This is a genomic window from Streptomyces sp. ISL-100 (assembly GCF_018614615.1).
In the GTDB taxonomy this organism is placed as follows: domain Bacteria; phylum Actinomycetota; class Actinomycetes; order Streptomycetales; family Streptomycetaceae; genus Streptomyces.
In genome coordinates this window covers 1-24,707 of sequence record NZ_JAGGOK010000020.1, presented here as the reverse complement: position 1 = coordinate 24,707, position 24,707 = coordinate 1, and the positions used below count along the sequence as shown (strand labels likewise).

Annotated in this window: 9 protein-coding genes and 1 pseudogene; 9 read left to right on the top strand and 1 reads right to left on the bottom strand. The window is 69.4% G+C overall.

Annotation, left to right across the window (positions count from 1 at the left end; all coding sequences use genetic code 11):
- The first annotated feature begins 68 nt into the window (after nucleotides 1-68).
- From J7E89_RS09685 to J7E89_RS40700, 9 genes are all read left to right on the top strand, one after another.
- Nucleotides 69-1,940, top strand: coding sequence for an ABC transporter ATP-binding protein (locus tag J7E89_RS09685; protein ID WP_214971411.1), 1,872 nt, complete (start codon nucleotides 69-71; stop codon nucleotides 1,938-1,940).
- Nucleotides 1,941-1,975: 35 nt separating this feature from the next.
- Complete coding sequence (locus tag J7E89_RS09680; RefSeq protein ID WP_214971181.1) at nucleotides 1,976-2,341, top strand: MazG-like family protein; 366 nt, start codon at nucleotides 1,976-1,978, stop codon at nucleotides 2,339-2,341.
- 99 nt (nucleotides 2,342-2,440) lie between these two features.
- On the top strand, nucleotides 2,441-2,995 hold the full coding sequence (locus tag J7E89_RS09675; RefSeq protein WP_214971177.1) for a DUF5753 domain-containing protein: 555 nt from the start codon (nucleotides 2,441-2,443) through the stop codon (nucleotides 2,993-2,995).
- A gap of 451 nt (nucleotides 2,996-3,446) precedes the next feature.
- Nucleotides 3,447-3,599 carry a hypothetical protein gene (locus J7E89_RS09670; protein ID WP_214971176.1) on the top strand — a complete coding sequence of 51 codons (153 nt, stop codon included), beginning with the start codon at nucleotides 3,447-3,449 and terminating at the stop codon, nucleotides 3,597-3,599.
- Between the two features lie 55 nt (nucleotides 3,600-3,654).
- Nucleotides 3,655-3,993: a hypothetical protein gene (locus J7E89_RS09665; RefSeq protein ID WP_214971174.1), complete on the top strand. Its 339-nt coding sequence runs from the start codon at nucleotides 3,655-3,657 to the stop codon at nucleotides 3,991-3,993.
- Entirely contained in the window at nucleotides 3,993-6,401 is a 2,409-nt protein-coding gene (locus J7E89_RS09660) for a phage portal protein (protein ID WP_214971165.1), read from the top strand. Before J7E89_RS09665 ends, J7E89_RS09660 begins: the two co-directional genes overlap by 1 nt.
- The gene (locus J7E89_RS09655; RefSeq protein ID WP_214971162.1) at nucleotides 6,401-6,613 is read left to right on the top strand and encodes a hypothetical protein; all 213 of its coding nucleotides are present in this window, start codon (nucleotides 6,401-6,403) and stop codon (nucleotides 6,611-6,613) included. Before J7E89_RS09660 ends, J7E89_RS09655 begins: the two co-directional genes overlap by 1 nt.
- Before the next feature lie 510 nt (nucleotides 6,614-7,123).
- On the top strand, nucleotides 7,124-23,488 hold the full coding sequence (locus tag J7E89_RS09650; protein ID WP_214971160.1) for a hypothetical protein: 16,365 nt from the start codon (nucleotides 7,124-7,126) through the stop codon (nucleotides 23,486-23,488).
- A gap of 11 nt (nucleotides 23,489-23,499) precedes the next feature.
- Entirely contained in the window at nucleotides 23,500-23,745 is a 246-nt protein-coding gene (locus J7E89_RS40700) for a hypothetical protein (protein ID WP_251060345.1), read from the top strand.
- A 181-nt stretch (nucleotides 23,746-23,926) separates the two neighbouring features.
- On the opposite strand, the pseudogene J7E89_RS40695 reads toward J7E89_RS40700, so the two are convergent.
- A pseudogene (locus J7E89_RS40695) lies at nucleotides 23,927-24,331 on the bottom strand (exonuclease domain-containing protein); the annotation flags it as partial.
- Nucleotides 24,332-24,707: the final 376 nt, after the last annotated feature.

Below are 24,707 nucleotides of genomic sequence, written 5' to 3'. Positions count from 1 at the left end.
TCGTTATGCCGTGCACTGCCGGGCCATCCAGGCGCGGCATCAATCCCCACAGGAGGGAACAGGTGACTGTGACTGCCGCCTCGACCGAATCCCCCGAGACACCTCCCCCTCCACCCCCGGCCACCATCACCTTCAACGGCAAGCACGGCAAGAACCCGCTGGCAGACGCTAGTTTCAGCGCCATGTGCCACCGCCTCCCCTCGGTCCTGGGGCGCACAGCGCGAATGGCGTGGGCCGTCGACAGAGCGGCCGCTCTGCTACTCCTCGCCTGTCAGCTCCTGACCGGCATCTCGGCCGGCGTCGTCCTCGCATTCACCGCACAGGCCATGACCCACATCCTCGGCAACGACGAGGTATCCGAACGCCTACACGACGCTTTGCCCGCCCTGATCGTCGTCACGGCTGCGGCAGGCGTCGGCCGTATCAGCGGCGCCCTGTCCTCCTATGCCAACGGCCGGATCACTCCGCGGCTGATGACCGAGGCGGACGTCGCCTTGGTGGCCGCCGTGTGCCGGGTCGAATCCTCGGCCCACGGCCAAGACGGCTTCAAGGACAGGCAGGAGGCCGCAGAGGTCGGCGTGACGCGTACCTCGATGATGGTCCAGGACGCCCAGCGATTCATGTCCGCACTGATTCGCATGATCGCTGCCAGTTCCGTCATCACCGCTCTCCACCCCCTGATGCTCCTGGCCGTCATTCCAGCCGGCGCCGGGGCGGTCCTGTCCGCTCGCGTCGACTACGAGACCCACTACCTCAACGTCGGCGACCGCAACGTCCGTGCACTCATGCGGTCGTGGGCCACCTTCTCCCGCCATGGAGACGAGGTCCGGGCCAACGGCATGACCGGCTACCTCATCTACTGGTATCGAGCCCTCTCGGACCGCATCGACCAACGCACCCTTACCGCAGCCCCCCGCCTGCTGTGCATCACTCTCGCCAGCAGCGCCCTCGGTGGAGTCTTCCTGTGCGGCACCTGGGCCACGCTCGCCTGGCTCGCCGCCACTGGTCGCGTGGGACTGCCCGTCGCCGCTACCGCCGTCGTCGCCGTACAGACCACACTCGCCGCCCTCAGCAACTTCGTGATCTACGGAGCCGCGCTGTTCCACACCGCCCTCTACCTGGCAGACATGCGCGCCTTCCTCGACATGGCCGAAGAGCTGGCACCCAAGCGCGGCGAACTGACGGTCCCAGAAGTCGTCGAAGAGATCAGGATCGACGAAGCCGTCTACCAGTACCCCGGGAAGGACGAGCCCGCCGTTGCCGGGGTGTCACTATCCCTGCGCCGTGGCGAGATCCTGGCCATCGTCGGCGAGAACGGCTCCGGCAAGTCGACGCTGACCAAGCTGATCACCGGCATCCTCCTCCCCGACAAGGGCCGCGTCCTCTGGGACGACATCGACCTGGCCCAAGCCGACCCCGACGCCGTGTGGAACCGGACCGCGCTCGTCCCGCAGAACTTTGCCTGCTGGCCCCTGCGCGTCCGCGAGAACATCACTCTCGGCCAACCCCGCACCTACGACGACGACGCAGTGTGGGAGGTCGTCGACGCCGTCGGGATGCGCGACACGGTGGAGAAGTTGCCCCAGCAGCTGGACACGCTCCTCACCAGGGAGATGTTCGGCGGAGCCGAACTGTCCGGCGGCCAGTGGCAGCGCCTGGTGTGCGGGCGAGCCCTGTACCGCCAGACACCCCTCCTGATCTTGGACGAGCCGACGTCTCAGATGGACGCTCGCGGGGAGCACGCCCTCTTCCTGGAGATCAAGAGGATCGCTGCAGGCCGCATGACGATCGTCGTCACCCATCAACTTGAAAACACTCGCCTTGCCGACCGCGTGCTTGTCATGGACAAGGGCCGCGTCGTCGAACACGGGGCGTACGACGACCTCGTCAGCGGCGGTGGCTTGTTCGCTGAACTCGTCGCCCTCGCCAAGGACCGGTAACCATCCCCCATTGCCGCGAACGAGGAGCTACTCCCATGCAGAGCGACACGTGGAACATCATCGACACTTTGGCCGCCCGCTTCACCGCTCACGACACAGAACGCGATCTGCCACTGGAGGAGCAGTGGACGCTCCAGGTACTGAAGATTGCAGAGGAGACCGGTGAAGCAGCCCAGGCCGTCGTTGGCGCCCGCGGAACCAACCCGCGTAAGGGCAACAGCCACACGTGGCAGGACGCCCAGGCCGAAGCCGCGGACCTAGTGATCACCGGCATGGTCGCCCTGTCCCGGATGCGGCCCGACGACGCTGCTGATTATCTCCATCAGCAACTCGTGACCAAGGCCGCAAAGTTCCTTCCTGCAGAACGGACCGCACTCGCTCAATCCACGGAGTCATCTTGAAGTAGCAGAGTCCCAACAGACCGACGCTCGTCGAAGAACCGAAAAGTGACGACTTCAAGCGACCCCTCGAAACCATGGGCCGAATGGCATCAGGAAGGTATGGGGCCCACGCAGGAAGCCTTCCTCGAACTGGTCCGCCAGACCAAGGACACCAAGCAGTACTGCCAGTACATCATCTGGGGCAACCTCCAGACTCCGGAGTACGTCCGGGCCGTCCTGCGCCTGGTCGTCGACTTCCATAGCTTTCCCGACGACATCGAAGACGGTGTGACCGCCCGCACAGCCCGAGCCGCGCTCATCGGAACGGGCGGTCGCACGTATCACGTGCTCCTGGGTGAATCGGCTCTCCGGCGCAACATCGGCGGAGTCACCGTCATGCGTGGGCAACTCAATCGACTGCTCGAAGCGTTCGACCTCCCCGGGCTGAAGCTGGGCGTGATCCCCGACCGCGCTCAACTCGACATTTATCCAGGGAACAGCTTCGGGATCTTCGACGGCACACGCGTCGAAATCGAGAACTTCGCCGACTCCCCAACCTCCACCGACCCTGAGCAGGTGGCCACCTACGGCAGGGCTTTCGAGCTCTTGGCGCGTGGCGCGGTGTACGGAGGAGAGGCCAGCGCCATGGTCCAAAGCGAACTGCGTGCTCTGTAAGGCGTAGCAGCGGGTGTAACAGAACTCGGCTTGTTGGCGTTCCGCGCTGTGAAAAGGGGGTTGGCGCTTGTGTCAACCCCACCAGCGACACGGCGGAGGAATGGTGACTGCTGCTACCGCTCCCCTCTCACCGGCAGCGGGCCGGGCCTTCTGGCAGGAACCTCTGTTCCCGTCAAGGCCCGGCCTAGCGCCACAACGCACGGCGGAGAAGGCGGAAGCGAAAGCAGGCCCTCCCAACTCTACGAAGGACTCCCCAGCGCCCCGCCAGAACTTCTCCCACACCTGGGTCGTCGCCGCCGAGATTCAGGTAGAGCCGCGAATCGCGTCTATCGCTGACTTCCGCGGCTCATTCAAGACCGATGCCGGCCAGCGGGTGGACGCCCTGGAGGTGTACTGCAAGGGGTGCCGGCGTCCGTACGACGAAGTGAAAGGCTCGGACTGTGCGGAAAAGGTGGACAACCGCCACCTGATCGGCGGCGACCAGTCGACGAGGAAGAAGCGCAAGAGCTTGCCGGTCCCCAGGGGCGCCCAGATCACCCCAGGTGAGAAGGTTCAGCGCCGCGGGATCAGCGCCTACATGGCCGGGGTCAGCCGCCCCCGCTGACGCCGACCAGGCGAGCACGCGACACTAAGCATCCGGCGTCCGCATCGTGCGCAGCGTGAGTACACCGCCTGAGACACCGTCGCCGCGAATCCTCGCCCGCGAAGCCGCCGGACTCCTCCTCGTCGCCGTCGGCGTTCTCGTCGTGCTCGTCACGCTCGGCGCCATACACCCAGTGCTGAGCACCACCGCAGCGGCGACGGGGACCTTCGCAGCCTTCCGATTCATGGCGTCGCCCAAGACGAAGACTGCCCGAGCCGTCGCCATTTCCACCAGCGTCATCGCAGCCGCGGCGGCCGTCGGCTGCACCTTCGCCTACTTTCCGCTCCTGGGCTGGGTCGAAGTCGGCGCAGCCCTCAGCGCCACGGGGACGTGGCTGGCCAGTGAGGGGACCTGATGCCGCGCCAGTTTCTCCCCGGCCTCCGCCGGCTCCTCGCCCCCCCGACGGCCACACTCGTCGAAGAGAAGTCCTCCGGGCCCATCGGCAATTCCTATGTCTCCATGACCTACGCGGGCACCACCACCGTGTGGGGCACGGAGAACCGCGCGGCCGGTTGGGATCTCGACCGCGTGATCCAGGAGGGTTACGAACGCAGCATCTGGACGTTCAAGTCCGTCGAGGCGATCTCCAAGCACCCCAGTGCTCTCACCGTCGAAATCGGTCGCGGCGGCGACGAACGGCAGTTCGCGGAAACCCTCGATGACCACCCCCTCCTGCACGTTCTCAACGTCCAGGCCAACCCGCTTGAACGCGCCACGGTCTTCAAGAAGCGGCTTTCCGCGCAGCTCCTTCTGAGTAAGAAGGGCGCCTTCGTCGAGATCACGCGCAGTCGCGGCGGCACGATCACTCGCCTCGACCTGCTGCCCGCGAACCGAGTCGAGCCGATACCCGACCCCCACGGCGATTACGTCTCGCACTTCGAGTTCACGACGTACGACGGCCGTCTTCGGGAGCTGGACCCCAGCCGCGTCATCTGGTTGCGCGACCCACACCCCACCGATCCCTTCTGCGGCGTCACCCCGCTGGAGGCTGCGGGGCTCTCCGTCGACCTGGACGTCAAGGCCCGCACGTACAACATCGCCTTCATCGACAACGACGCACGGCCTTCGGGGATTGTCGGCATTGACGTCGACGGCCTGGACCAGCGTGAGATCGACCGGATTCAGCAGCGCCTCGCCCCTGGCGCGCAGAACGCCGGTGAGACCGTCGTCGTCGGCAGCGGGCCTGGTGGCCTCAACTATGTCGACACGAGCACGCGACCACGCGACATGAACTACGAGACGCTGTCCAAGACCGCGAAGGACGAGATCCTGAGCGCGTTCGGCGTCCCCGAATCCATCGTCGGCAACGCGAGCGAGCGTACGTACGCCAACGCCGACCGCGAAGAGTGGAACTTCTGGCAGCACACTGAACTCCCGCACCTGTCGCTGATCGCCTCCGCGTTCGACCTCGACTTGGACGACGGCTGGTCCCTGCGCTTCAACACGTCCACGGTCGAAGCGCTCGAGTTCCCCCGCCGCCTGCGCCGCGAGGAGGCACGGCAGGAGTGGAACGCAGGGCTGATCACAGTCGACGAGTACCGAGAGATCGCCGGACGTCGCCCCTTCAACGTGCCCCGCACCAGGGCCCTGTGGATCAGCCCGCAGAAGGCTCCCGTCCCGGCCAACGAGGTGGACGCGGCAGCACTCGGCGTCGCTCAGGACCCCATGGCCACAGGAGTCCCTGGCCTACCCGGCGATGGCGGACCGCCGCCCGCCATCGCGCCCTCTGGGCCGGCCAGCAACGCCTCCGCGGCTGACGCGGTCGCTGAGGCCCGCGCCCCGGACTCGCAGGCACGCGCGACCGCCGACGTTGCAGCGGCCCGCGAAACATCAGGGACGTCCACGGTCGGGGACTCTGCCGCAGCAGCCGTCGACCAGGCCCGCGACAATATGCCCCTTACCTTGCCCGGCGACGCCGCCGACGACGTCACTGCCGCGCGCTCCCACATCGAGCGCAAGGAGCTGCCGCACGATGACGGGTTCGAGGTCACCGACAGCGACTTCGACACCCTCTCCGCTGCCGTGACAGCCGCGCTCACCGCACTCCTCGCCCGGCAAGAAGGCGTCATCACCGCACGCCTGCACGCGCCCAAAACCCGCAAGCACACCCGGTACTGGCAGCCGGACGGCGACACCGACCTCCGTAGCGGCAGCGCCCCGATCATCGGGGCGCGCGTCGTGGGCGCCGGACGCTGGGGGGAAGAGACCACCAGCACCCTGGCCCCGATTCTCCAACCGGCCGCAACGTCTACTGCGGCGGCACTCAGCACGACCGTGACCGGAACGGCGACCGTGCCCCCAGGCGCGGCCACAGCGGCGTTCGCCGCGACCACCATGGCCGGAGGCGCCGTCGCCGCTCTCCTCGCTGACCTCGCCGCCGCCCTGGACACCGCCCAAGCAGAAGATGCCACCCTCGACGATCTCGCGGACGTCGTAGCCGCGTTCTTCCGGGCCCGCGCCACGAAGTTCACCACCGCGCTCGCTGAGTCCTGCGCCGTCGCAACCGTCAATGGCGCGGCGGACGCAGCCGCCGAGACCGCAGGCCCAACCGTCCTGCGGACGTGGGTCACCCGCGGCGACACCCGCGTACGGCCCGCCCACCAGGCGCTGAGCGGCACCACGCTGCCCGCCGGCGTCCCCTACACGGTCGACGGCTCCGCCCTGCGGTACCCCGGAGACCCGTTCGCGCCCACCGACCTCACCATCAACTGCCGCTGCCGCCTGCGCTACCGCACCGGCCCCACCACCGAGGAGTCCCCCTGATGTGGCCCGCTATCTGGTTCGCCTGGACCTGCCTGTTCGCCGTGTTCGAAACGACCGCCCTCGTCAACAGACAGGAGGGCGACACCCTGAGCGAGAACTTCCGGCGCCTGTTCCAGACCCGCACTTCCAAGGCCGGGCGCGCGGTGTTCGCCGTGGGGTGGTGCGGGTTCTCCGCCTGGTTCGCCATTCACATACTCACCGAAAGCATGTGACGTCAGCGGCGTCTCCCCAGAGAGGGCAGGCCGCCACGTACCGTACGGACGCTTGTACTGCGCTGCGTCGATTGGGGCCGTGTGGAAGGCGCGCTGTCCTCCCACCCTTCGGTCGGCGTCGGCACGGGTTTGATCTGGCCGCGCGAAGCCGAGCGCTTCCGTTTCGGTTTCTCTTGCGGTGGAGGGACGTAGATCCGTTGGGCGGGCTTCGCGCGGTCCTCCTCCAGCGTTGCTTGCTTGTCTGACTGCCACGCCGCACCGATGAAGGGTGTCGTGATCGCTTCCTCTGGGTCCCAACCCGCCCCGATGCGGCGCCTCAAAACGCCGCTCGACACGACACATCTCTCGTCGGCCGCCCACTCCGACGGTGCCTTCTTCTCGCCGAACGCTCGAATAGCCACGAGAGCCCCCTCCCGACGCGGTTGTGACCGGACCGTACCCCTTCGGGGCCCGCATAGGCGCAAATTCAGCGCAGGACGCTAACCAGTCGCGCTGTGCATGGTCCGCTCCATGCTGAAGCGCACCTCCCCGGCCGACCTGAGTCGCACCCTTGAGGCCAAGTCCGTACGACGGCCGTGGAACTCTGCCCTGCACCCCAGGGACTCCAAGGGCAGGTTCATCGAGACCGGCGGAATTGCCCGCCTGTGGTCGGGAAAGCTGGCCCGCGTCGTACGGGCCCTTCCGCGTGACCGCGTCCTCGTCCAGGACCGCACTGCGGACGGCACGTTCACGGGGCGGCGGCACAGCACCAGCGCCCGCTGGATCACGATGGTGGCGCGCCCCGACGGCACTGCCCCCACCTCGAACCAGAAGAAGGTCGAGGCTGAGGACGCCCGCCGCGATCAGGACGACCGGCGCGGGCTGGGCCTGTCCCGCGACGACAACGGTGACCCGGACACCCCCGACGATCCGCACGACGCCGACGACGAGGGCAACGCCATCGGCGACGATGACGGCGACGGCCCCGAGGGCGACGATCAGGACGAGCCGGAGGCCGGGCACCACGACGTCGACACCGAGGTTCTACCGAACCGTGGGGCCCGCCCTGGAGCCCGGTTCGAGGACACCGCCGCGGTTCGCCGGCACTTCCTCGACCTGGCCCAGCAGCCCGGCGCCAACGCCCCGGCGCTGCGGCGTCTGGCCGGTGACGAGGATCTTCAGGTCACGCCCTCCGGCGGCCTGGTCACCACCCGCGACGACGCCAACGGCCGCTGGTACCTGACCTCGACCGGGACCGGCGGTTACCTCGACGTTGGCGACTTCACCACCCGCCCGGAAGCCGAGGCCGCGGCCGAATACATCGACAAGCACGTCCGCAACGGGCACATCATGCCGGGCGAGTTCAACGAGCCGATCGACTTCTCCGACCCCAAGATCGCCGATGGGTTCCTGACGTGGCGCTCGACTAAGGGTGAGGACGCCGAGCAGGCCATCCGCCGCGCGATGCGGGACTTCCACGCCACCCGCGCAGAAGACAACGCTCAGCAGGAGGCCCCGGCACCGAAGCAGCAGCGTCCGCAGGCCAGCGGACGGTTCACCACGCTCCAGCAGGTCCGTGACAACTGGACCCGGCGGGCCGAAACTCTGCGTGCCTCGGGGAGCGTGCAGGACCAGCGCTCCGCCCGCAACCTCGACAGCCTCGTTAAGGAGCAGCGCCTCAAGCTCGTCGGCGACGGCCAGTTCGTCGCGCGCCGCGTCGAGGGCGACTGGTACCTGTACGCAACCGGCACCGGCCAGATGATGTCGTGGTGGTTCGACCGGCAGGCCGATGCCAAGGGCTTCGCCGAGCACATCGTCGGCAAGCTCAAAGACAACGACGGCAACGCCCTCGACTTCTCCGACCCCGCGTTCGCCAACTACCGCGTGAAGTGGCGCTCCGCCGAGGGACGCGACTACGAGCAGGAGTGGACCGCCGCTCGCGCCCTGTGGGACCAGGAGCACCCGCCCGAGCACAGCATCGCCACAGCCCGCCTCGCCGAGACGCTGCGCCGCCGCCCCTTCGGTGACGACGAGACCCCGGCCCCGAAGGCGGAGACGCCTGCGCTGCTTCCCCCCGGGCCCGAGGCCGCCAACGAGCCTGACGTTCCGGACGATGGGCGGGCGGGCGAGCAGGAGCAGAGCACTCCGGACGAGGAGCCGGAACCGTCCCCCGAGCCCGCTCCAGCCCCGGGACCGGAGCCGGAGAAGGCGCCGGCGGGCGAGACCGACGGACGGCCGACAGGCATACCGGCGGACGCCGAGCCCGTCGACGGCGTGCCCGGATATTGGGCGACCACGTGGAACCCCGGACCGATCACCGTGTACGGCCCGGACGGCGCCCGCATCGCTTCCGTCGTCGGCGGCTACAGCGACCGGCACGCCACGGTCGACGGCGTCCACGTCCCCATCGGCAGCAACGCGAACATCGCCGACCAGATCATTGCCCGCCACCACCTGGCCACCACCAACCCGGACCAGGCCGACCATGTGCACCTGGCGTGGACCACGCACAAGGGCAAGCGGGTCCTGGCCGTGCGCGGCACCATCAAGAACGATGCGCGCGACGACCGGGCCGTCGGCGCCGCCGGGAAGCTCGCCTGGTCCCCGGTCCAGAAGGCGCGAATCACCGGTACCCAGTGGAAGCCGGAGACCCGCGACCGCAAGGCCGCCGACATCCTCGCCGCGTTCATCCGGCAGGGCCGCAACGTCCGCGTCACCGACGAGGACCGCAACAACACCAGCGACGCCCCTGAGCCGCAGCAGCTCGACGAGGACACCAAGAAGCTCCGCGCGATGCCCGAGGCAGACCTGCGCCAGCACCGCGACAACCTCAAGATTCACGCCCAGGTCGCCACGACTCCGGCCCGCAAGCAGCGAGCGCGCGTCGCCCTGCAGAAGGTCGAGGCCGAGCTCGATCGGCGTCGCATCGCCCAGGACAACGACAACAACCGGGACGAGCCCGAGGCGCTGCCGAGCGCACAGGACCGCTCGGCAGCGATGAGTGATGCCGATCTCGCCGAGGCCATCAGCCGCTCCGAGCGCGACCGGGGCACGTACGGCTCCCGGCGCGGTGACCGGCTCACCGACGACGAGCGTGCGCTGTACGCCGACCGCCGCCGACGGACCAGTGAGCAGGTGTCCCAGGCCGACAGCCCGCAGGACCTGGGTGATGAAGAACTCGCCGCGCACATCAAGGGCCTGGAGGCGCGGGAGCGCACGCACAAGCTGAACGGGTCGATTCACGGGGAGGACGATCTCGCGCCGGAGCGCGACCTGTGGAACGACCTGACCGGTCGGCTCGCAGACGCCGAGACCGAGCAGCAGACCCGCAAGCTCCGCGACATCGAGCAGCGCCCGCCGGTCCAGGACCTCGACGATGGCGAGCTGGAGAAGGAGTCCCTGGGCCTCCCCGTCCGTCTTCGGCGTCTGAGCCCGGAGCAGAACGAGATCCTGTCCGCCCGCCGGAACGCCGTGTACGAGGAGCGGCAGAACCGCAAGGCCGCTGCCTACCGCAACGGCCCCGACCCGGCCGGGCTCGCCGACGAAGACCTGAACAAGGCGTTCAAGGATCTCCACAAGCAGCGGAACCTGACCAGCGGACGGGAGCGGGAAGCCCTGGAGGAGCGCCTGAAGGCTCTCTTCGACGAGCAGAACCGCCGCGGTGCTGAGGGCAGCGAGCAGAAGGTCAACCGGGCGGACACCCGCGAGAACCCGCTGTCCAGCTCGTACGGCACCTCGATCAGGGTCGATGGCAACGACTACGGCAAGCTCAGCTACCACGAGCACGACTCGCCGTATGCGGGCGGCCACAAGGCCGGTTGGAACGCACAGCGCCAGAGCCACGGCGGCATCCTGGGCGCCTTCCCGAGCATGACCGAGGCCCTGGCCGCAATCGTCGACAGCTACGACAGCGACCCCGCGACCGAGCCGGTGCGCTTGTACGGCTCCGTGCGCCGCGTGTGGGTGCCGAAGATGTTCTTCGAGCTGTACCAGTCCTCCCGCCGGGCCGACTCCTTTCCGTCGGCGAACAAGGAACGCCAGACCCTCTACGGCTTGTTCAAGGGCCACGGATACGGGTGGTCCGACGGCTCCAACCCGATCACCGGGAAGATCGGCAAGGGCGCGAACATCGACGTGCCCGAGGGGCTGCTCGCAGAGTTCCACCGCGTTACCGAGGATCTGTCTCGCGAGATGATGTTGCGGTCCACCGACCGGGAACTGGACTCGTCGGACCGGTCGAAGGCCCGCACCCGGCTGGCCTCTATCAACGCTGCGCTGCACGGGATCGACGCGCAGCGCAATGCAGTACGCAAGGATGGCGGGGACGAGGACCGCAAGGTCATCTCCCGCGAGGAGATCGAGGCGCAGCAGGCAGCCCTGCGCGCGGCTCTCGGAACGGACGAAGGGGCTGATGGTGAGCATCTACAGCCAGACAGCCAGGGACCACTGGACGAAGTACCGTCCGCGGGAGCTGGCAGCGATGGACGACGCGGAGACGTTCTTCCTGAACAAGGGCAGGGAGATCGAGACGGCGATTCTGGTGGCCGAGGAAGCGCTGGAGGAGACCGTGCCGGCCGCGACGGAGTACGAGGCTCGGGCGGGTCAGATCAAGCAGATCAGGGCGGACGCGACCGCGATGGTTCTGCGGGACCTGCTGCCGGAGCCGGAGCCGCAGACGGAGCAGCCGCAGACGCTCAGCCCCGAGATGCGGGATCTTCAGGCGCTGAGGGACGCGGTGTACGACATGTAGCACCGCGCTTCCGCCCGAACCCGGCCGACGCCGCCACCAAGGGCCCCATCCAGCGGGCCGCGGCGAACGTCGAGGCGATCCGCGTCATGAAGCGGCTGGAGCGCGAAAAGCGCCCGGCCACCGAGAAGGAGAAGGTCACCCTCGCCCGCTGGACCGGGTGGGGCTCGGTTCCGATCATGTTCGCGTCGGAGCCGAACGAGAAAGAATCGCGCTACCAGCAGGGTGGCGCCCGGTACGGCAAGTTCGCACAGGACCACGCCCGTTGGGCGGAGTACACCGACCTGCGTCGGATGCTGTCCGACGAGCTGTCACCGCTGGAGTGGCAGCAGGCCCGCCGCGGCACGCTGTCGATGCACTACACCCCACAGCCCATCGCCGAGGCGATGTGGGACGGCCTGAAGGCGTTCGGCTTCGAGCGTGGTGACGTACTCGAGGCTGGGTCCGGCAGCGGCACGTTCTTCGGGGTTTCTCCGGAGGGTGCCCGCCTCACGGGCATCGAGCTGGACCCGACCACGGCGCGGATCGCGAAGGCGATCTACCCGGACGCCAATGTCCTCAACGAGAACTTCGCCGAGACCGATGCCGAGCCTGGCACGTTCGATGCTGCGGTCGGGAACGTCCCCTTCGCCAGCGTCCCGTTCGGCGACAAGCGCTACCCGGCGGAGTCGCTGCACAACGGATTCATCACCAAGGATCTTGCGCTGACCCGGCCGGGCGGCGTCACCCTGCTCATCACCTCCCGGCACACCCTCGACTCCAAGGGCGACAAGGCCCGCAAGCAGATCGCCAAGTACGGCGATCTGATCGGCGCCGTCCGCCTGCCGTCCGGTGTCTTCAACGACGCCGGCACGAGTGTCGTCACCGACGTCCTGGTGCTGTGGCGCCGCGCTGACGGCGACGAGCCGGGCGACACCTCGTGGCTCAACGCTCCCGAGCGGAAGGTCGGGGGCACTCACGAACACGTCAACGCGTACTTCACTCAGCACCCGGAGCACGTCCTCGGCGAGCTGACGACCGAGTCGTCCCCATACGGGCCGCGCGTGACCGTCAAGGGCAACCCGGCGAAAGCCGCCGATCAGCTCCGTGACGCGCTGAAGGGCATCGCCACCAAGGCGAAGGCCGACGGCCGTGGCTACGAGCCGCACCCCGACGGCGACAACCGGCCGCCCGTGTTCCTGCAGACCGCGCGGGACAAGCACGCCAACGACTGGACCGGCCGCCTCTACGAGGGCGACGACGGCAAGCTCTACCAGCACGTCAACGGCGGCAACCCCGTCACGGTCGAACCGTCCGACGGCCGCGGCGACCAGCTCCGTGCCCTCATGCAGCTCCGGGACGTCGCCGCCGAACTGCGCGCGCTGGACCGCAAGAACGCGGAGGACGAGCGCGCCGAGAAGCTGCGCGCCCAGCTCCGCGACCTGCACACCGCCTACGTCGAGCAGTACGGGCCTCTGTCCAAGCCCGGCCAGTTCCGCAGCATGAAGACCGGCACCCGTGATGACGGGACGGAGGAGCGCACGCCTACGGCGTGGGGCTACTTCCGCTCCGACCCGGACGCCGGTGCGGTCCTCGCCCTGGAGCGGTGGGACGCAGACAAGCAGGAACCCATCCTGAGCCGCGTCTTCGAAGAGCGCGCGGCCGCGCGACGGCAGCCGCTCGACCGGACCGACGACCCGAAGACGGCCCTGTCCGCAGTCGTCGCGGCGACCGGGCAAGTGGACCTCGGCGAGGTCGCCCGTCTGCTGGACATGACGCCAGCGGATGCCATCCGGGCGCTGGGCAGCGAGGTCTTCACCGACCCGCGCACCGGCCGCCTGGATCTGGCCGGCGCCTACCTGTCCGGTCCCGTCCGCGACAAGCTCGCCGCCGCCCGTCGCGCCGCCGAGAAGGACCCGGCGTTCGCCGTCAACGTCTCCGCGCTCGAAGCGGTCCAGCCGAAGGACCGCACCATTGGCGAGTTCACCCCGGAGATGGGCGCGCACTGGACGCCGCCCGAGCTGCTGCAAGGGTTCCTGCGCGACTACCTGGGCGACAAGACGCTGCGCGTCGCGCACGACGACCGCTACGGCTGGATGCTCTACACCGGCCAGGTCCCCAAGGCCAACAACGTCCTGCACGGTGTCGCGGCCGACGAGGCGAAGGGCACCAAGGGCAAGAACGCGGTCGAGATCGCCCGCTCCATCCTCGGCCACGGCTCGCTCACGATCTACCACGACGACAAGCGCCGGAACGTCGACGAAGAAACGTCCCGCCTGGTGCGGCAGAAGGCCGACCAGATGCGGTCGGAGTTCGCGAAGTACGCGACGGCCAACGCCGACCGACTCACGCGGCTGACCGACTCCTACAACAAGATCATGAACGGGCACGTCGTCCGTTCGTACGACGGCATGAGCCCGTCCCTGGACGGATTCACCCCCGACCGCACGCCGCACGCCTGGCAGTTGAGCGGCGCCGCCCGGATGCAGTTCGAGCGGTCGGTGATCCTCGCCCACGAAGTCGGGCTGGGCAAGACCTCGACGCTCGTCATGGGAACCCAGGCGCTCAAGTCGTCCGGCCAGATCGAGAAGCCGTACGCCGTCGTCCCCGACCACCTCGCACAGCAGTGGTACGACGAGGCCCGGTTCCTGTACCCCAACGCTGAGGTCCACCTGATCACCAGCGGGGACCTCGCTGACGGTCGGCGCGACAGCACGCTGGAGTGGCTGCGCGCCAACAAGCCAGACCTCGTCATCTTCACCGAGCCCGCGTTCGGCTCGATCAAGATGAGCCCCGAGGCTCAGGAGGACTACGAGTTCCGCGAGCTGGAAGCCCTGCGCGAACAGCTCGACCGGCAGTACGAGGACGCGGACAACCCGGATCACCCGTTCATCGTCGCCAAGATCGAACAGCGCATCGCGACGGTCCAGAACAAGATCAGCAAGAACGCGGCGCCGATGCGGACGCCCGGCCGGACGTACTGGGACGACCTCGGGTTCGACTACGCCGTCATCGATGAGGCCCACCGGTACAAGGGCGTGGGCTTCCGCTCCCGCGAGGGCGGCGGCGACCCCGCCTCCATCCGCGGCATCGACCTCCACCAGAAGCTCACCGACCTGCACAGCCGCCGCGACGGCCGCGCCACGGTCACCCTGGCCACCGGCACCCCCCTGTCGAACAGCATCACCGAGCAGTTCACAATGCTCGCCCTGGCCGCCCCGTGGGTCCTGGACTCCTACAAGGCCGGCGCACCGGACCTGTGGGCCGCGACCTTCGGCCGCAAGACCCTCCGCGTCGAGAACGCCCCCGACGGCAGTGGCCTGCGGATCGTCGAGCGGTTCGCCGAATTCCACAACCGCCGCGCCATGAAGACCATGTGGGGCCTCGTCGCCGACACGAAGCGCGGCGACGACGTTGGCATACCCCGCCCGAAGGTCGCGAACGGCGGCCCCAACCTGGTCATGGTCGACCCGACCAAGGACCAGACCGCCCGGCTGAAGCAGCTCGTAGCCCGCGGCCGCGCGATCCACAACGGCGACGTCGACCGGTCGCAGGACAACATGCTCGCCGTCTCCAACGAGGGCACGTCCGTCGCGCTGGACCCCCGCCTGGTCGACGCCAAGGCCCCGGCGGGCAACAAGCTCGCCGCCGTCGCGGCCAAGGCAATCGAGCGGTACCACCAGCACAAGGACCGCGTCTACAAGACGTACTACGGCAGCACCGAGGACCACCCCACCCCCGGCGCCCTCCAGATGTATTTCCTAAACGAGGGTGTGCCGGGCGGCAACAACCGCGGCAGCTTCGACGCATACGCCGAACTCAAGAGGCTCATGGTCGCGGGCGGCGTCCCTGAAGAGAAGATCGCGTTCGTCCAGGACCACAAGAAGACGGGCAAGCCCGAAGAACTGGCCGAGCTGTTCCGCCGCTCCCGTGACGGCGAGATAGCCGTCCTCATCGGTTCCAGCAGCGTCGCCGGCACCGGTATGAACGCCCAGAACCGCATGGTCAGCCTGACGCACGTCAACCTCGACTGGGGCGCCGCGCAGATGGAACAGCGCAATGGCCGCATCCTGCGCTACGGCAACCAGAACGGCGAAGTCGAGATCGACGTCTTCGCGACCAGGGGCAGCCTCGACGGCTGGAAGGCCGGGTTCGTCGCCTCCAAGGCAGAGGGCCTGATCGACATCCAGCGCCCCGAGATGGCAGACAGCGACACCCGCGACACCGTCACCGAGCTGGATGTCGACTACCCCGACTACGAGACGATGGAAGCCGAGATCGGCGGCAACCCCTACATGAGCCAGCTCATGAAGGCCCGCCGTGCGCTGCGTGATCTGGAGATCGATCAGCACAACGAGGCCGCCGAGCGCGTCCGCCGCCAGGAGGCGCTGGCCGACCTCACGCAGGAACTCGCCGACACGCGCGACGGCATCACCCGCCGCGAGGAGGCTCTGCCCCGCATCCGCGACGTCCGCGACACCTTCGCCATGAACCTCGGCGGTCTGTCGTACACAGAGCGCACGGACGCCGCGGCTGCCCTGCACCGGCAGGTCACCACCCAGCTCCTTGAACATGACCGTGACGGCATGGGCCCCTGGAAGACGCTGGGGCAGTTCGGCGGCCTTGACGTTGCCGTGCGCACCGAGCGGCGCGCGGACGGCAAACTCGTCGCGCACGTCGGTTTCCCCGACCTGGCGCGCTCCGACTTCGAGCGCGGACCGGAAGACCTGAAGAAGAAGGGCGCCGGGGCGGGCATGGTCACCCGGCTTACGAACGCCCTGGAGAAGGCGCCTGCCCTCCATCAGGCCGACCGGGCACGGATGCCTGAACTCGACGAGCAGATAGCCCTTCTGCAGTCCGCCCAGGCCGCTGCCGACCTGACCCCGCAGATCGAGCACGCGCGGGCGCGCGCGAACCTTCTGGACGACATCGTCGGCCGGATCGCTGACCTCGACAAGCTGCCCGAGATCGACGAGAACGACCTCGACAAGAACCTCCCCAAGCCTGTGCGACGCAAGCTCGTCGAGGAGCGGCACCAGGCCCGCATCCCGCTCCAGGCCGCAGTCGGCGACTCCGTCCTGACCCTGGCGAACTTCGACGAGAAGTTCCCCGAGCCGGAGCGCGCCGAGAAGCCGCAGGAACCGAGCCCGCCGGATCAGGACGGGGTCCGCCTGTCCGCCGAGGAGGTCTCCCAAGCTCTTGGGCAGATCCGCCCCAGCAATGACGATGCGGCCGCCACGGAGGAGACCGCTGACGAGCCGGACACCGCGAACACGGGTGACGGTGACGACGGCGGTCGCGACCTTCCGACTGCTTCCAGCACGCCCGGCGACGACGCCTCGCAGGACGACGAGTCCGACCAGCCGACGCCCGAGCACACGGGCACGGCTCCGCAGCCCGACGCCTCGAGCGGTGAGGCGGACAACCGCGAGGAACCTGCGAGCAGCGACGGGGAGACGACGGACACCGCCGACAGCACGATCATCCTCGACCGCGATGAGGTCGCCCAGCAGCTCGATGCCATCCGCCCGGCGGGCGCCAAGGCGCCGTCCGCCATGAGCGACCAGGAGATCGCCGACGAGTTCGTGGCTCTGATGGAGCGGGAGATGGCCGACGGCGAACTGACCGGCGCCGACCGTACTCGCATGGCCGTCCTGGAGACGGAGAAGGACAGGCGCGCCGGCCGCACGCCCAAGTCGGAGCCCAAGAAGCCCGCGCCCGAGCCGGAGGGCGGTCTGTTCGACATCGACGAGCCGGAGTCGCAAGCCCGCGCCGTCGCTGACCCGGACAACCCGCTCGACCAGCCCGATGACGCCTTCGGCACGCCGGACATGTTCGCCGACCACGAGGGTCGCGACACCAGCGACCTGCGCCCCGTCCAGATGCGCAGCCCCGAGGGCCTGACGCAGGGCGACCGCTACACCGACGGAGACGGCCGCACGCACACGGTGGCCGAACCGCCGCAGCGCACCGGCCGGGGCCGGATCAGAATCGTCACCGACGACGGCGAGGAGCGTTTCTACAACCGCGACGCCCAACTCCGTCTGCGGTACCCGGACGAGGAGATCGACGACCGCGACGAGCAGGGAGCCTCCGACCTCGGCGACAGCGAGTCGACGGCCGACAATCGCACAGCCACGCCGGGGCCCGATGACGCCGGTACAGCCCCGGAGCCGGACCAGGCCGACGAGGAGACGCAGGACGAGAACGACGAACAGCGCGACGACGAGCAGCGCCGCCGCCGCGGGCCGGACTCGAACGGTGCGGCTCCCGACGAAGCTCCCGAGGGCGGTGGTGGCGGTCCCCAGGCCCCGGGCGGCAACCGGGACCAAGACGACAACGACGCGGACGATGAGGCAGGCGCCCAGGACGACGAAGACGACCGTGAGCGTCGCCGTCGCCGCGGTGACCGTGGCGACAACGGCGCGGGCGGCCCCGGCGGACCGGGGGGCCCCGGCCTTCCCCGGCTCAACCTGCCCCATCTTCCACAGGCTCCGGCGGCCGACGGGGGCGGCACGGGCGGCGACAGCGCGGGCAGGAACGGTGGGGCGCCCGAGAGCGGCCGTACGCTGCCGAGCACCGTGGCCGACCTGCGTGACGCGTGGGGCCGCGGCGACCGGTTGACCGCGGAAGAAGACACCCCGGAACGACGCGCGTTCCTTGCGCAGCTCGCCGCCAACCCGACCCTCACTCTGTCCTCCGGCGGAAGTCTGGTGACCTGGACCGACGACACCGCTTCGGACGGGATGCGGCGCTGGCAGTTCGCGCAGGCTCGCAACGGCGGTCGCTTCGGAAAGATCACGCTCACCGCGGGCACGACAGACGACGCCCGAGACCTCGCCGACCTGTTCGAGATCACTACCGACGCGGGCGGCCAGGCGATTGACTGGCATCAGCCGCTCACCCCGGACGTCCTCGCCCAGTGGCGCGACCGCCAGGGCCGCACCTTGCCCGAGGCTCTGCGTGCGCTGCGCGACCTGTTCCAGGACGGCGACGAGCACAACAGCGACATACCGCAGCCCAAGCCGGCCGCCGGACTCCCGGAGGACCTGACCGACCTGAGCGACGATGACCTCGCTGCGGCGTGGGGGCGTGGGCTGTCCGAGGCAGACCAGCTCCGGGTTGCCCAGGAGATGGATCTCCGCGACAACGCCGACCAGCGCGTACGGGACGCCATCCCGGCCACGCCTGCCGCCGATGCCGACGAAGTCCGGCGCCGTGGTGAGGCGATGGACACCGCCCTCGGCTTCGGTACCGCCGACGTCACCCGGCGCCCGCAGACCCGCGAGGAGCGGTTGCAGCAGGAGTTCAACGACCTCGACGAGGCTCGATACTCCGCTGCCATCGACGCCACCAACGGCTACTTCTTCAGCCGTGCAAGCAGACGCCTTCCACCCGTCGGCGAGCGTGAGCTGTTCTCCGGCGGCTCCCTGTCTCGCTTCGGCAGGTGGCGCCAGTACGCCAGCGAGGAACTGCTGGAGTGGTACGACCTCAACGGAGGCCGCATTACGTACAACGCGTTCAAGGAGCAGCGCCGTACCCAGGACCGCGTGGATCGCCAGAACTACGAGGAGGAGGAGCGGCACGCCGCGACTGCTGTCCCTGCCCTTCCCGACGCTGACACCAGCACCTCGGCGCTCGCCATCGACGACATCGAGCTTCCCTCGTTCACTCTGGCCCCGGAACCCGAGGAGGACGCCAACCGGCGCTTCGGCGGAGTCGACCAGGTGCGCGTTCTCGCCAAGCGCGCCGACCTCCGTCCGGCCGCAGATGACGGAACGTTCGATGTGTGGATGGACGGCCGCCGCATCGGCACCGTTCGGAACGTGAACCGCAACGCGGACGACGGCGTCCCGATGTGGGACGCGACGCCCCTACTTACGATCAACCACGACCACAACAGCCGTTCAGCCAGCCGGGTCTTGGCCGTCGCCAACCTGGTTGTGCGAGCGGAGCGCAGCCCCGCCGACGCCACGAACCCCAACGAGGACGCCTGGGACGCGGTCAAGGTGCACCTCGCTGGACGGAACCCGGAGCTGCCGGAACTCCCCGACAGCCTCAGCAGCGACCCGGCAGTCAAGGAGCGCTACGACCGGCTCGTTGGCCTTGTCGAGTCGATCCGGGCGCAGCACTCGCCGAGCGGGAATCTGGCCCAGGACCTCGCGCACGCCCGCAACGAGTTCCAGTGGCTGCGCGGCGCCCTCTCTGCGGCCCAGGGCAAGCGGCAGGACCGCGAGATACTGAGGAACCTGTATTGGCGGTCCTTCTGGGCGGAGCGGCTGCGCGCCGGATTCGGTCAAGACGACGAGCGCCGGGCCCCGGAGACGCCTGGTGACGAGCCGGATGGTGCGGCCCCGGCTGTGCTGGATGCGATCTCTGGCGCCGTTCGGGAACCGTCCGCCGCCGACACGGCGCCGGCCGCCCGTGCGAATGCCCCAGAGCCGCGTGCGACGGCCGGAGACCAGCCGCCCCCGGCCGACGACACCCAGGAGTCTGCGGGCGACCGCCTCAGCAACGCCCCGGGCGCCGGCCCGGCCCCCGAGCCGAGCCTCGATGACTCGGAGGCCGCACGAACCAGCGGCAACGACGCCCCCGGCCCGGATTCAGGCGCGGCCCCCGAGCCCCGTCCGGTGCCCGAGCCGACGCCGACACCCGAGAGCACTGACGAGCCCGTGGCCGAGCCTGAGCCCCGCCCGGAGCCCGAGCCCATCGGCGGCCAGCCTGCCCACTGGGCGAGCGTGGACCAGCTCCAGCCCGGCGACATGGCGCGCATCGACGGAACAACCCGCCGGGGCCGTGCTGTGACCCGCGCCGGATACGTCCTCGACACTCCGGAACGCGTCACTGTGACCCGCAAGGGCCGCACCGAGGACATGCGGCGCACCACGCTCGGCGAGGCCCCCGACGGCCGCACCGGCAGCCGTGGCACCGTCTACACCCCGCTCAACGCCAGCGCCGCCCGCGCCGAGCCCCCCGAGGTCGCAGCACCCGGAGCCCCGGCGAGCGGCGCCCAGGGCGACGTCATCAGCGGCGACCTGCCCGACATCATCGCCACCGACACCCGCGGCGCCGGCCTGTTCCCCGGCAGCCACGTCACCGGCAGCGGCGACCGCGATGGCACGGTCACTGGCGTCACCGACACGACCGTCTCCGTACGGTGGGCTGACGGCGACACCGACAACGCAGTCGCCCCCAGCTCCCTCACGGTGAACGACAGCCAGGATCGCCGCCCCGCGGGCTGGACCTCCACCGGCCAGCGGCTCCGGCCCGGCCACGTCGTCTCCGACGAGAGCGGCGCGCTCCTGGGCCCGGTCGACGAGACCGACGGCGACCGCATCACGATCACCACTTCCGAAGGCACCCTCACTCGCGACGCCGCGGGTCTCCGTGTCGTCGGCGAAGTCCGAGACGACACCCCTGAGACCGCCCCCATCACCGGCATCAGCACGACCATCGCCGACGAGATCAACAAGGGCGACATCGTCGTCCTCGACCTGGACGGCACCCCAACCGCCGTGGAGATCCTGGACACCAGCCGCGACGGCGGCCGCGTCACCCTCGAATACGTCGACACCACCACGGGCGAGCTGGGCGGCATCGACATGGACGCCACCGCCGTCGTCCACAAGGCTGAGGGCCCGGACGGCACAGCCCCGGCCCTCGGCCCGGACGACGCTCCGACCGCCGACGACCTGACGGTGCACGAGCCGCTGCCCGCCCTCGACCCGGTCAACGGCCCCACCGTCGACCCGGACCTCACCCCAGCCGACCGCGACACCATCGCCGACAACGGCAGCAGCCCCGAGGACGACCCCGACGCCCAGCAGGGCGCCGCCCGGCTCGGCGCCGACCTGCCGGTCACCCCGGGCCAGGCCGCCGCGCTCGCAGCGCAGCTCCGGGCGAACGCCGACCTTTCCACCACCGAAGGACGGGCGGCACTCCGAGCCGCCGACCACCTCGACCGCGCGGCCGGCCGCCCCGCACCGGAAGGGCTCGACCGGCCCCGCCCGTCCAACGCCGCACAGATCAGCGAAGGCGACATCATCGCCATGCCCGACGAACGCCGCGGCGATGAGATCCATGTCTACCGCGTCATCGACGTGGAGGAAGGGCCCGGCGGGGTGCGCAACCTCCTCTTGGAGGACGAGAACCGACAGTGGAAGCGCCGCCTCGTCCACGCCGCCATGCCGGTGTGGCTGCTCCCTGAGCCCGCCTCGGACACCGACACCACTTCTGACTCCGCGCCCGCCCTGCGCACTCCGAATCCGCCGCTGGCCTCGGTGCGACGCCAGATCATCGCCGACCACAACCGCATGGTGGCCATGCGCATCATCGACGAGGCTGTTGCCGGGACCGAGCCGCCTGGTGACATCCACGCTCTGCGCGAGCAGATCGCCCAACGCCTCACCCCTCAAGCCCTGCAAGGCGCTCGCAATGCCGCCCGCCAGGACGCGAACGCCGCCCTGGACGCCGCGGGCGTCACAGGCCGCGACCGTGCCGCCATCCAGCAGGCCCTGCGGCGGGCCCGTGAAAAGGCCCACGAGCGGACCGTCCGCGCCGCACTGCGCACCATCAACGACCTCGAACCTCTCCCTGGCGAGCCCCACGAGGATCTGGCTCAGCGTGCGGCCGGACTCCTGCGGCTGGTTCCCGACCACATCGCCGCCCCGACCTCCGCACGGCGTCCCGGTACCCCGTCCGCACAGCGCAGCCGCCGTACTCCCGATGTCGACGCGTCTGCCGACGCCACCGGGCACGTCGACGACACGCTGACCGCGCTTCTGCGACAGCTCGAAGAGTCCGGGGCCGACCCGGCGGACATCGACGCCATCACCCAGCTCCTGACGAGGCAGCTCGACGGCACCCGCCAGGCCACCGCCCAGCGCATCGTCCGCCGCTCCACCCCGGACGGCGGGCAGCAGCCGGGGCTCCTCGCCCGCGTGATCGCCCTGCTGGCCCGGATGGGTCGCCGCTTGATCGAGCTGGTGAAGGCCGCCGCACGGAAGATCGCTGAGCTGTGGCGGAGCAGTCGCGACCGGCTCTCCCGGCTGCGGTCGTTCCTGCGGCGCCTGGTGCGCCGAGTTCGCGACTGGCCGGAGTCCCGTCGCCTGGCTCAACTGCACGCCGCCATCGATCTCCCAGACGTCGAGGGCGAGTCGCTGGCAGCGCGGGTGTCCCAGTGGGCGGGCCTGATGCCCGAGCGCGGTCATTTCGGTCAGGCGTCCCGCCGGATCTCGTGGTGGATGCCGACGACGTGGACGCAGCTCGCTGCGGGGAGGCTGCCCGACCGCTCCACTGACACTCGGTGGGTGCCGGACCGCGCCTCCGACGGTGGGCCAGGGCTCACTGCGCTGCGGCACATGGCCGCCCTTCGAGCAGCGGGCAGCGACATCGACCAGGACGTCACCCGCCGGCTTACCGAGACGCTGGGCGACGACTTCGGCGGCGACCCGAACGGCACCCTCCAGCACGCGGACGACTATGTAGCGTCCACGGAGCGGCGTTTGCTCAACCTCCAGGCGGCGCGAAGCAGCAGCACTCTCCAAGACCCGGACGTTGACGTGGAGATCGCAGCCGCGCGCATGGAGGCTGCTGCCGCTCGGCGCGAGTGGGAGGACCTGCGCCGCCGGTACGCCGTAGTGGTGCCCGACGCCGTGGCGGCGGCCCTGGCCGATGTCCGCGAAATTGGCCCGCGGGGCAATGCCGGGATCGTGTTCGGTCCGGACAGCTCCCCGGACGCCGAGCGTGCCGTGCGCGACGTGCAGCGCCTCATCCCCCGGGACTGGCTCACCGCCGCGGACAGTCGCCGCCTTACTGCCGTCAACGGCGACGCCGGCCGCTACGAGCCTGACGCGCGCCGTGCCACCGTCGCGGACCTCGGTGATGCAGGAGTCGGCACGGCAGCGCACGTCTTGGCACAGCACTTCGCCGGGCACCTCCCGGACCTGGATGCCGCTCAGCGTGCGTTCTGGTTCACGCGGACACACACCGGCCGCCCCGGCGCCCGCACACTCGACCGCACGGCCTTGGAAAGGCTCCTGGCGCAGCAACCGACGCAGCCGGATACGGGTGACAGTCTCGCCCGGTCCCTGCAGGCCATGTTCACCGGCGACTGGTATGAGGATGACGATCTCCGCGCGTTCCTCCTCGGCCTGCTGGCCACCCGATGAAGGAGACGACGATGCCGCACACCGTCACTGGCCGATTCGACGATGGTTCCGCGTACAAGGTGGTGATCACCGGTGAGGCGGACCGGCCGGTGATCGGCTCCGCCCGCGTAGCGGCTCTCGTCGAGCTGCACGCGGGTGAGTCAGTTCTGCTGACGCCCACGGGCCCTCTGCGCATGATGGCCGGAGACGACACGGGGGCCGTTCTCGCCGTCCTTCGCCGGTACACCGACGTTCTCGAGAGCCGTGGCGCGCCCTAACCCCGGGAGGTTTCACCACAGAGTGAGGTCTGGTTCCGGCTGGGGGGGCGCCCGGCAGGGTGGGCGGTACCGCTGCGGATACGACTTGGTCCCAAGTCTCGTAGCGGTCCGCCATGATGACGAGGAGCTGCGCCGTTGCGAAGGCGTCGAACGTCGCCCTGTGCCGTTGGGCGGGCGCCTCACTCAGGTCGGGCTTCAGATGCTCGATGAGGTGATCCAAGCTGTAGCCCGGCAGGTCGGGGAACGTGGCCCTGGACAATCTCAAGGTGTCCAGGACTCCGGACGGCTCCCACGCGGGCAGGTGTGCCTTCATGACTCGGTAATCGGTATGGGCGTTGTGTGCACAGATCCAGGACGAGCCGAGGAAGGCGTGTACCTCGCTGGCGATGTCCGCCCAGAATGGTGCGCTGGCCAACACGGCATTCGTCAGGCCGTGCACGCTAGTAGCGCGCGGCGTGACGGGGCGCTCTGGCCGCACGAGCCACGCTCCCGCAATGGTCTTGTCGGCCGCACCGCCGCAGACAGGCAAGGCTGCGAGTTCGACTAGATCAGGCAGGCTGGTTCCGTTGCCTTCCGTGTCGACCACGAGCAGGGCAGGCCAGGAGGTGAAGTCCACAGGGAAAGTGGCAGCAGCTCCCACTGACACCCCGGGGCCGAGCTGGCATGAATGAGCGTGAACGAGCGGTGCCGGTTCCCAGTGGCCAGTGCGGGGGGGGGGGGGTAGCCGTTCGGGGCATGGCCTCCAGGGCGATTGCAAAGTCGCGTGATCTCGGATCGTTGCAGGTCAGTTGAGTCCGAGGATGGTCAGGGGGCGTTCGTAGGGGCGGAGGGCGGTGGTGCGGAGTCCTGCGGCGATGTTGGTGTGGCCGGCGGTGCGGAGTCGGTTGATGGCGAAGCTGCGCAGAGTGGCCATGTTCTCCGGGCTGTGTCCGGTGCGGATCTTTGAGGCGTCTTCGCGGAAA

Excerpts from the sequence above, each read along its gene's own strand:
- J7E89_RS09680 (WP_214971181.1), top strand. The coding sequence starts at position 1,976 with ATGCAGAGCGACACGTGGAACATCATCGACACTTTGGCCGCCCGCTTC.
- J7E89_RS09675 (WP_214971177.1), top strand. The coding sequence starts at position 2,441 with ATGGGGCCCACGCAGGAAGCCTTCCTCGAACTGGTCCGCCAGACCAAG.
- J7E89_RS09660 (WP_214971165.1), top strand. The coding sequence starts at position 3,993 with ATGCCGCGCCAGTTTCTCCCCGGCCTCCGCCGGCTCCTCGCCCCCCCG.
- J7E89_RS09655 (WP_214971162.1), top strand. The coding sequence starts at position 6,401 with ATGTGGCCCGCTATCTGGTTCGCCTGGACCTGCCTGTTCGCCGTGTTC.
- J7E89_RS09650 (WP_214971160.1), top strand. The coding sequence starts at position 7,124 with ATGCTGAAGCGCACCTCCCCGGCCGACCTGAGTCGCACCCTTGAGGCC.
- J7E89_RS40700 (WP_251060345.1), top strand. The coding sequence starts at position 23,500 with ATGCCGCACACCGTCACTGGCCGATTCGACGATGGTTCCGCGTACAAG.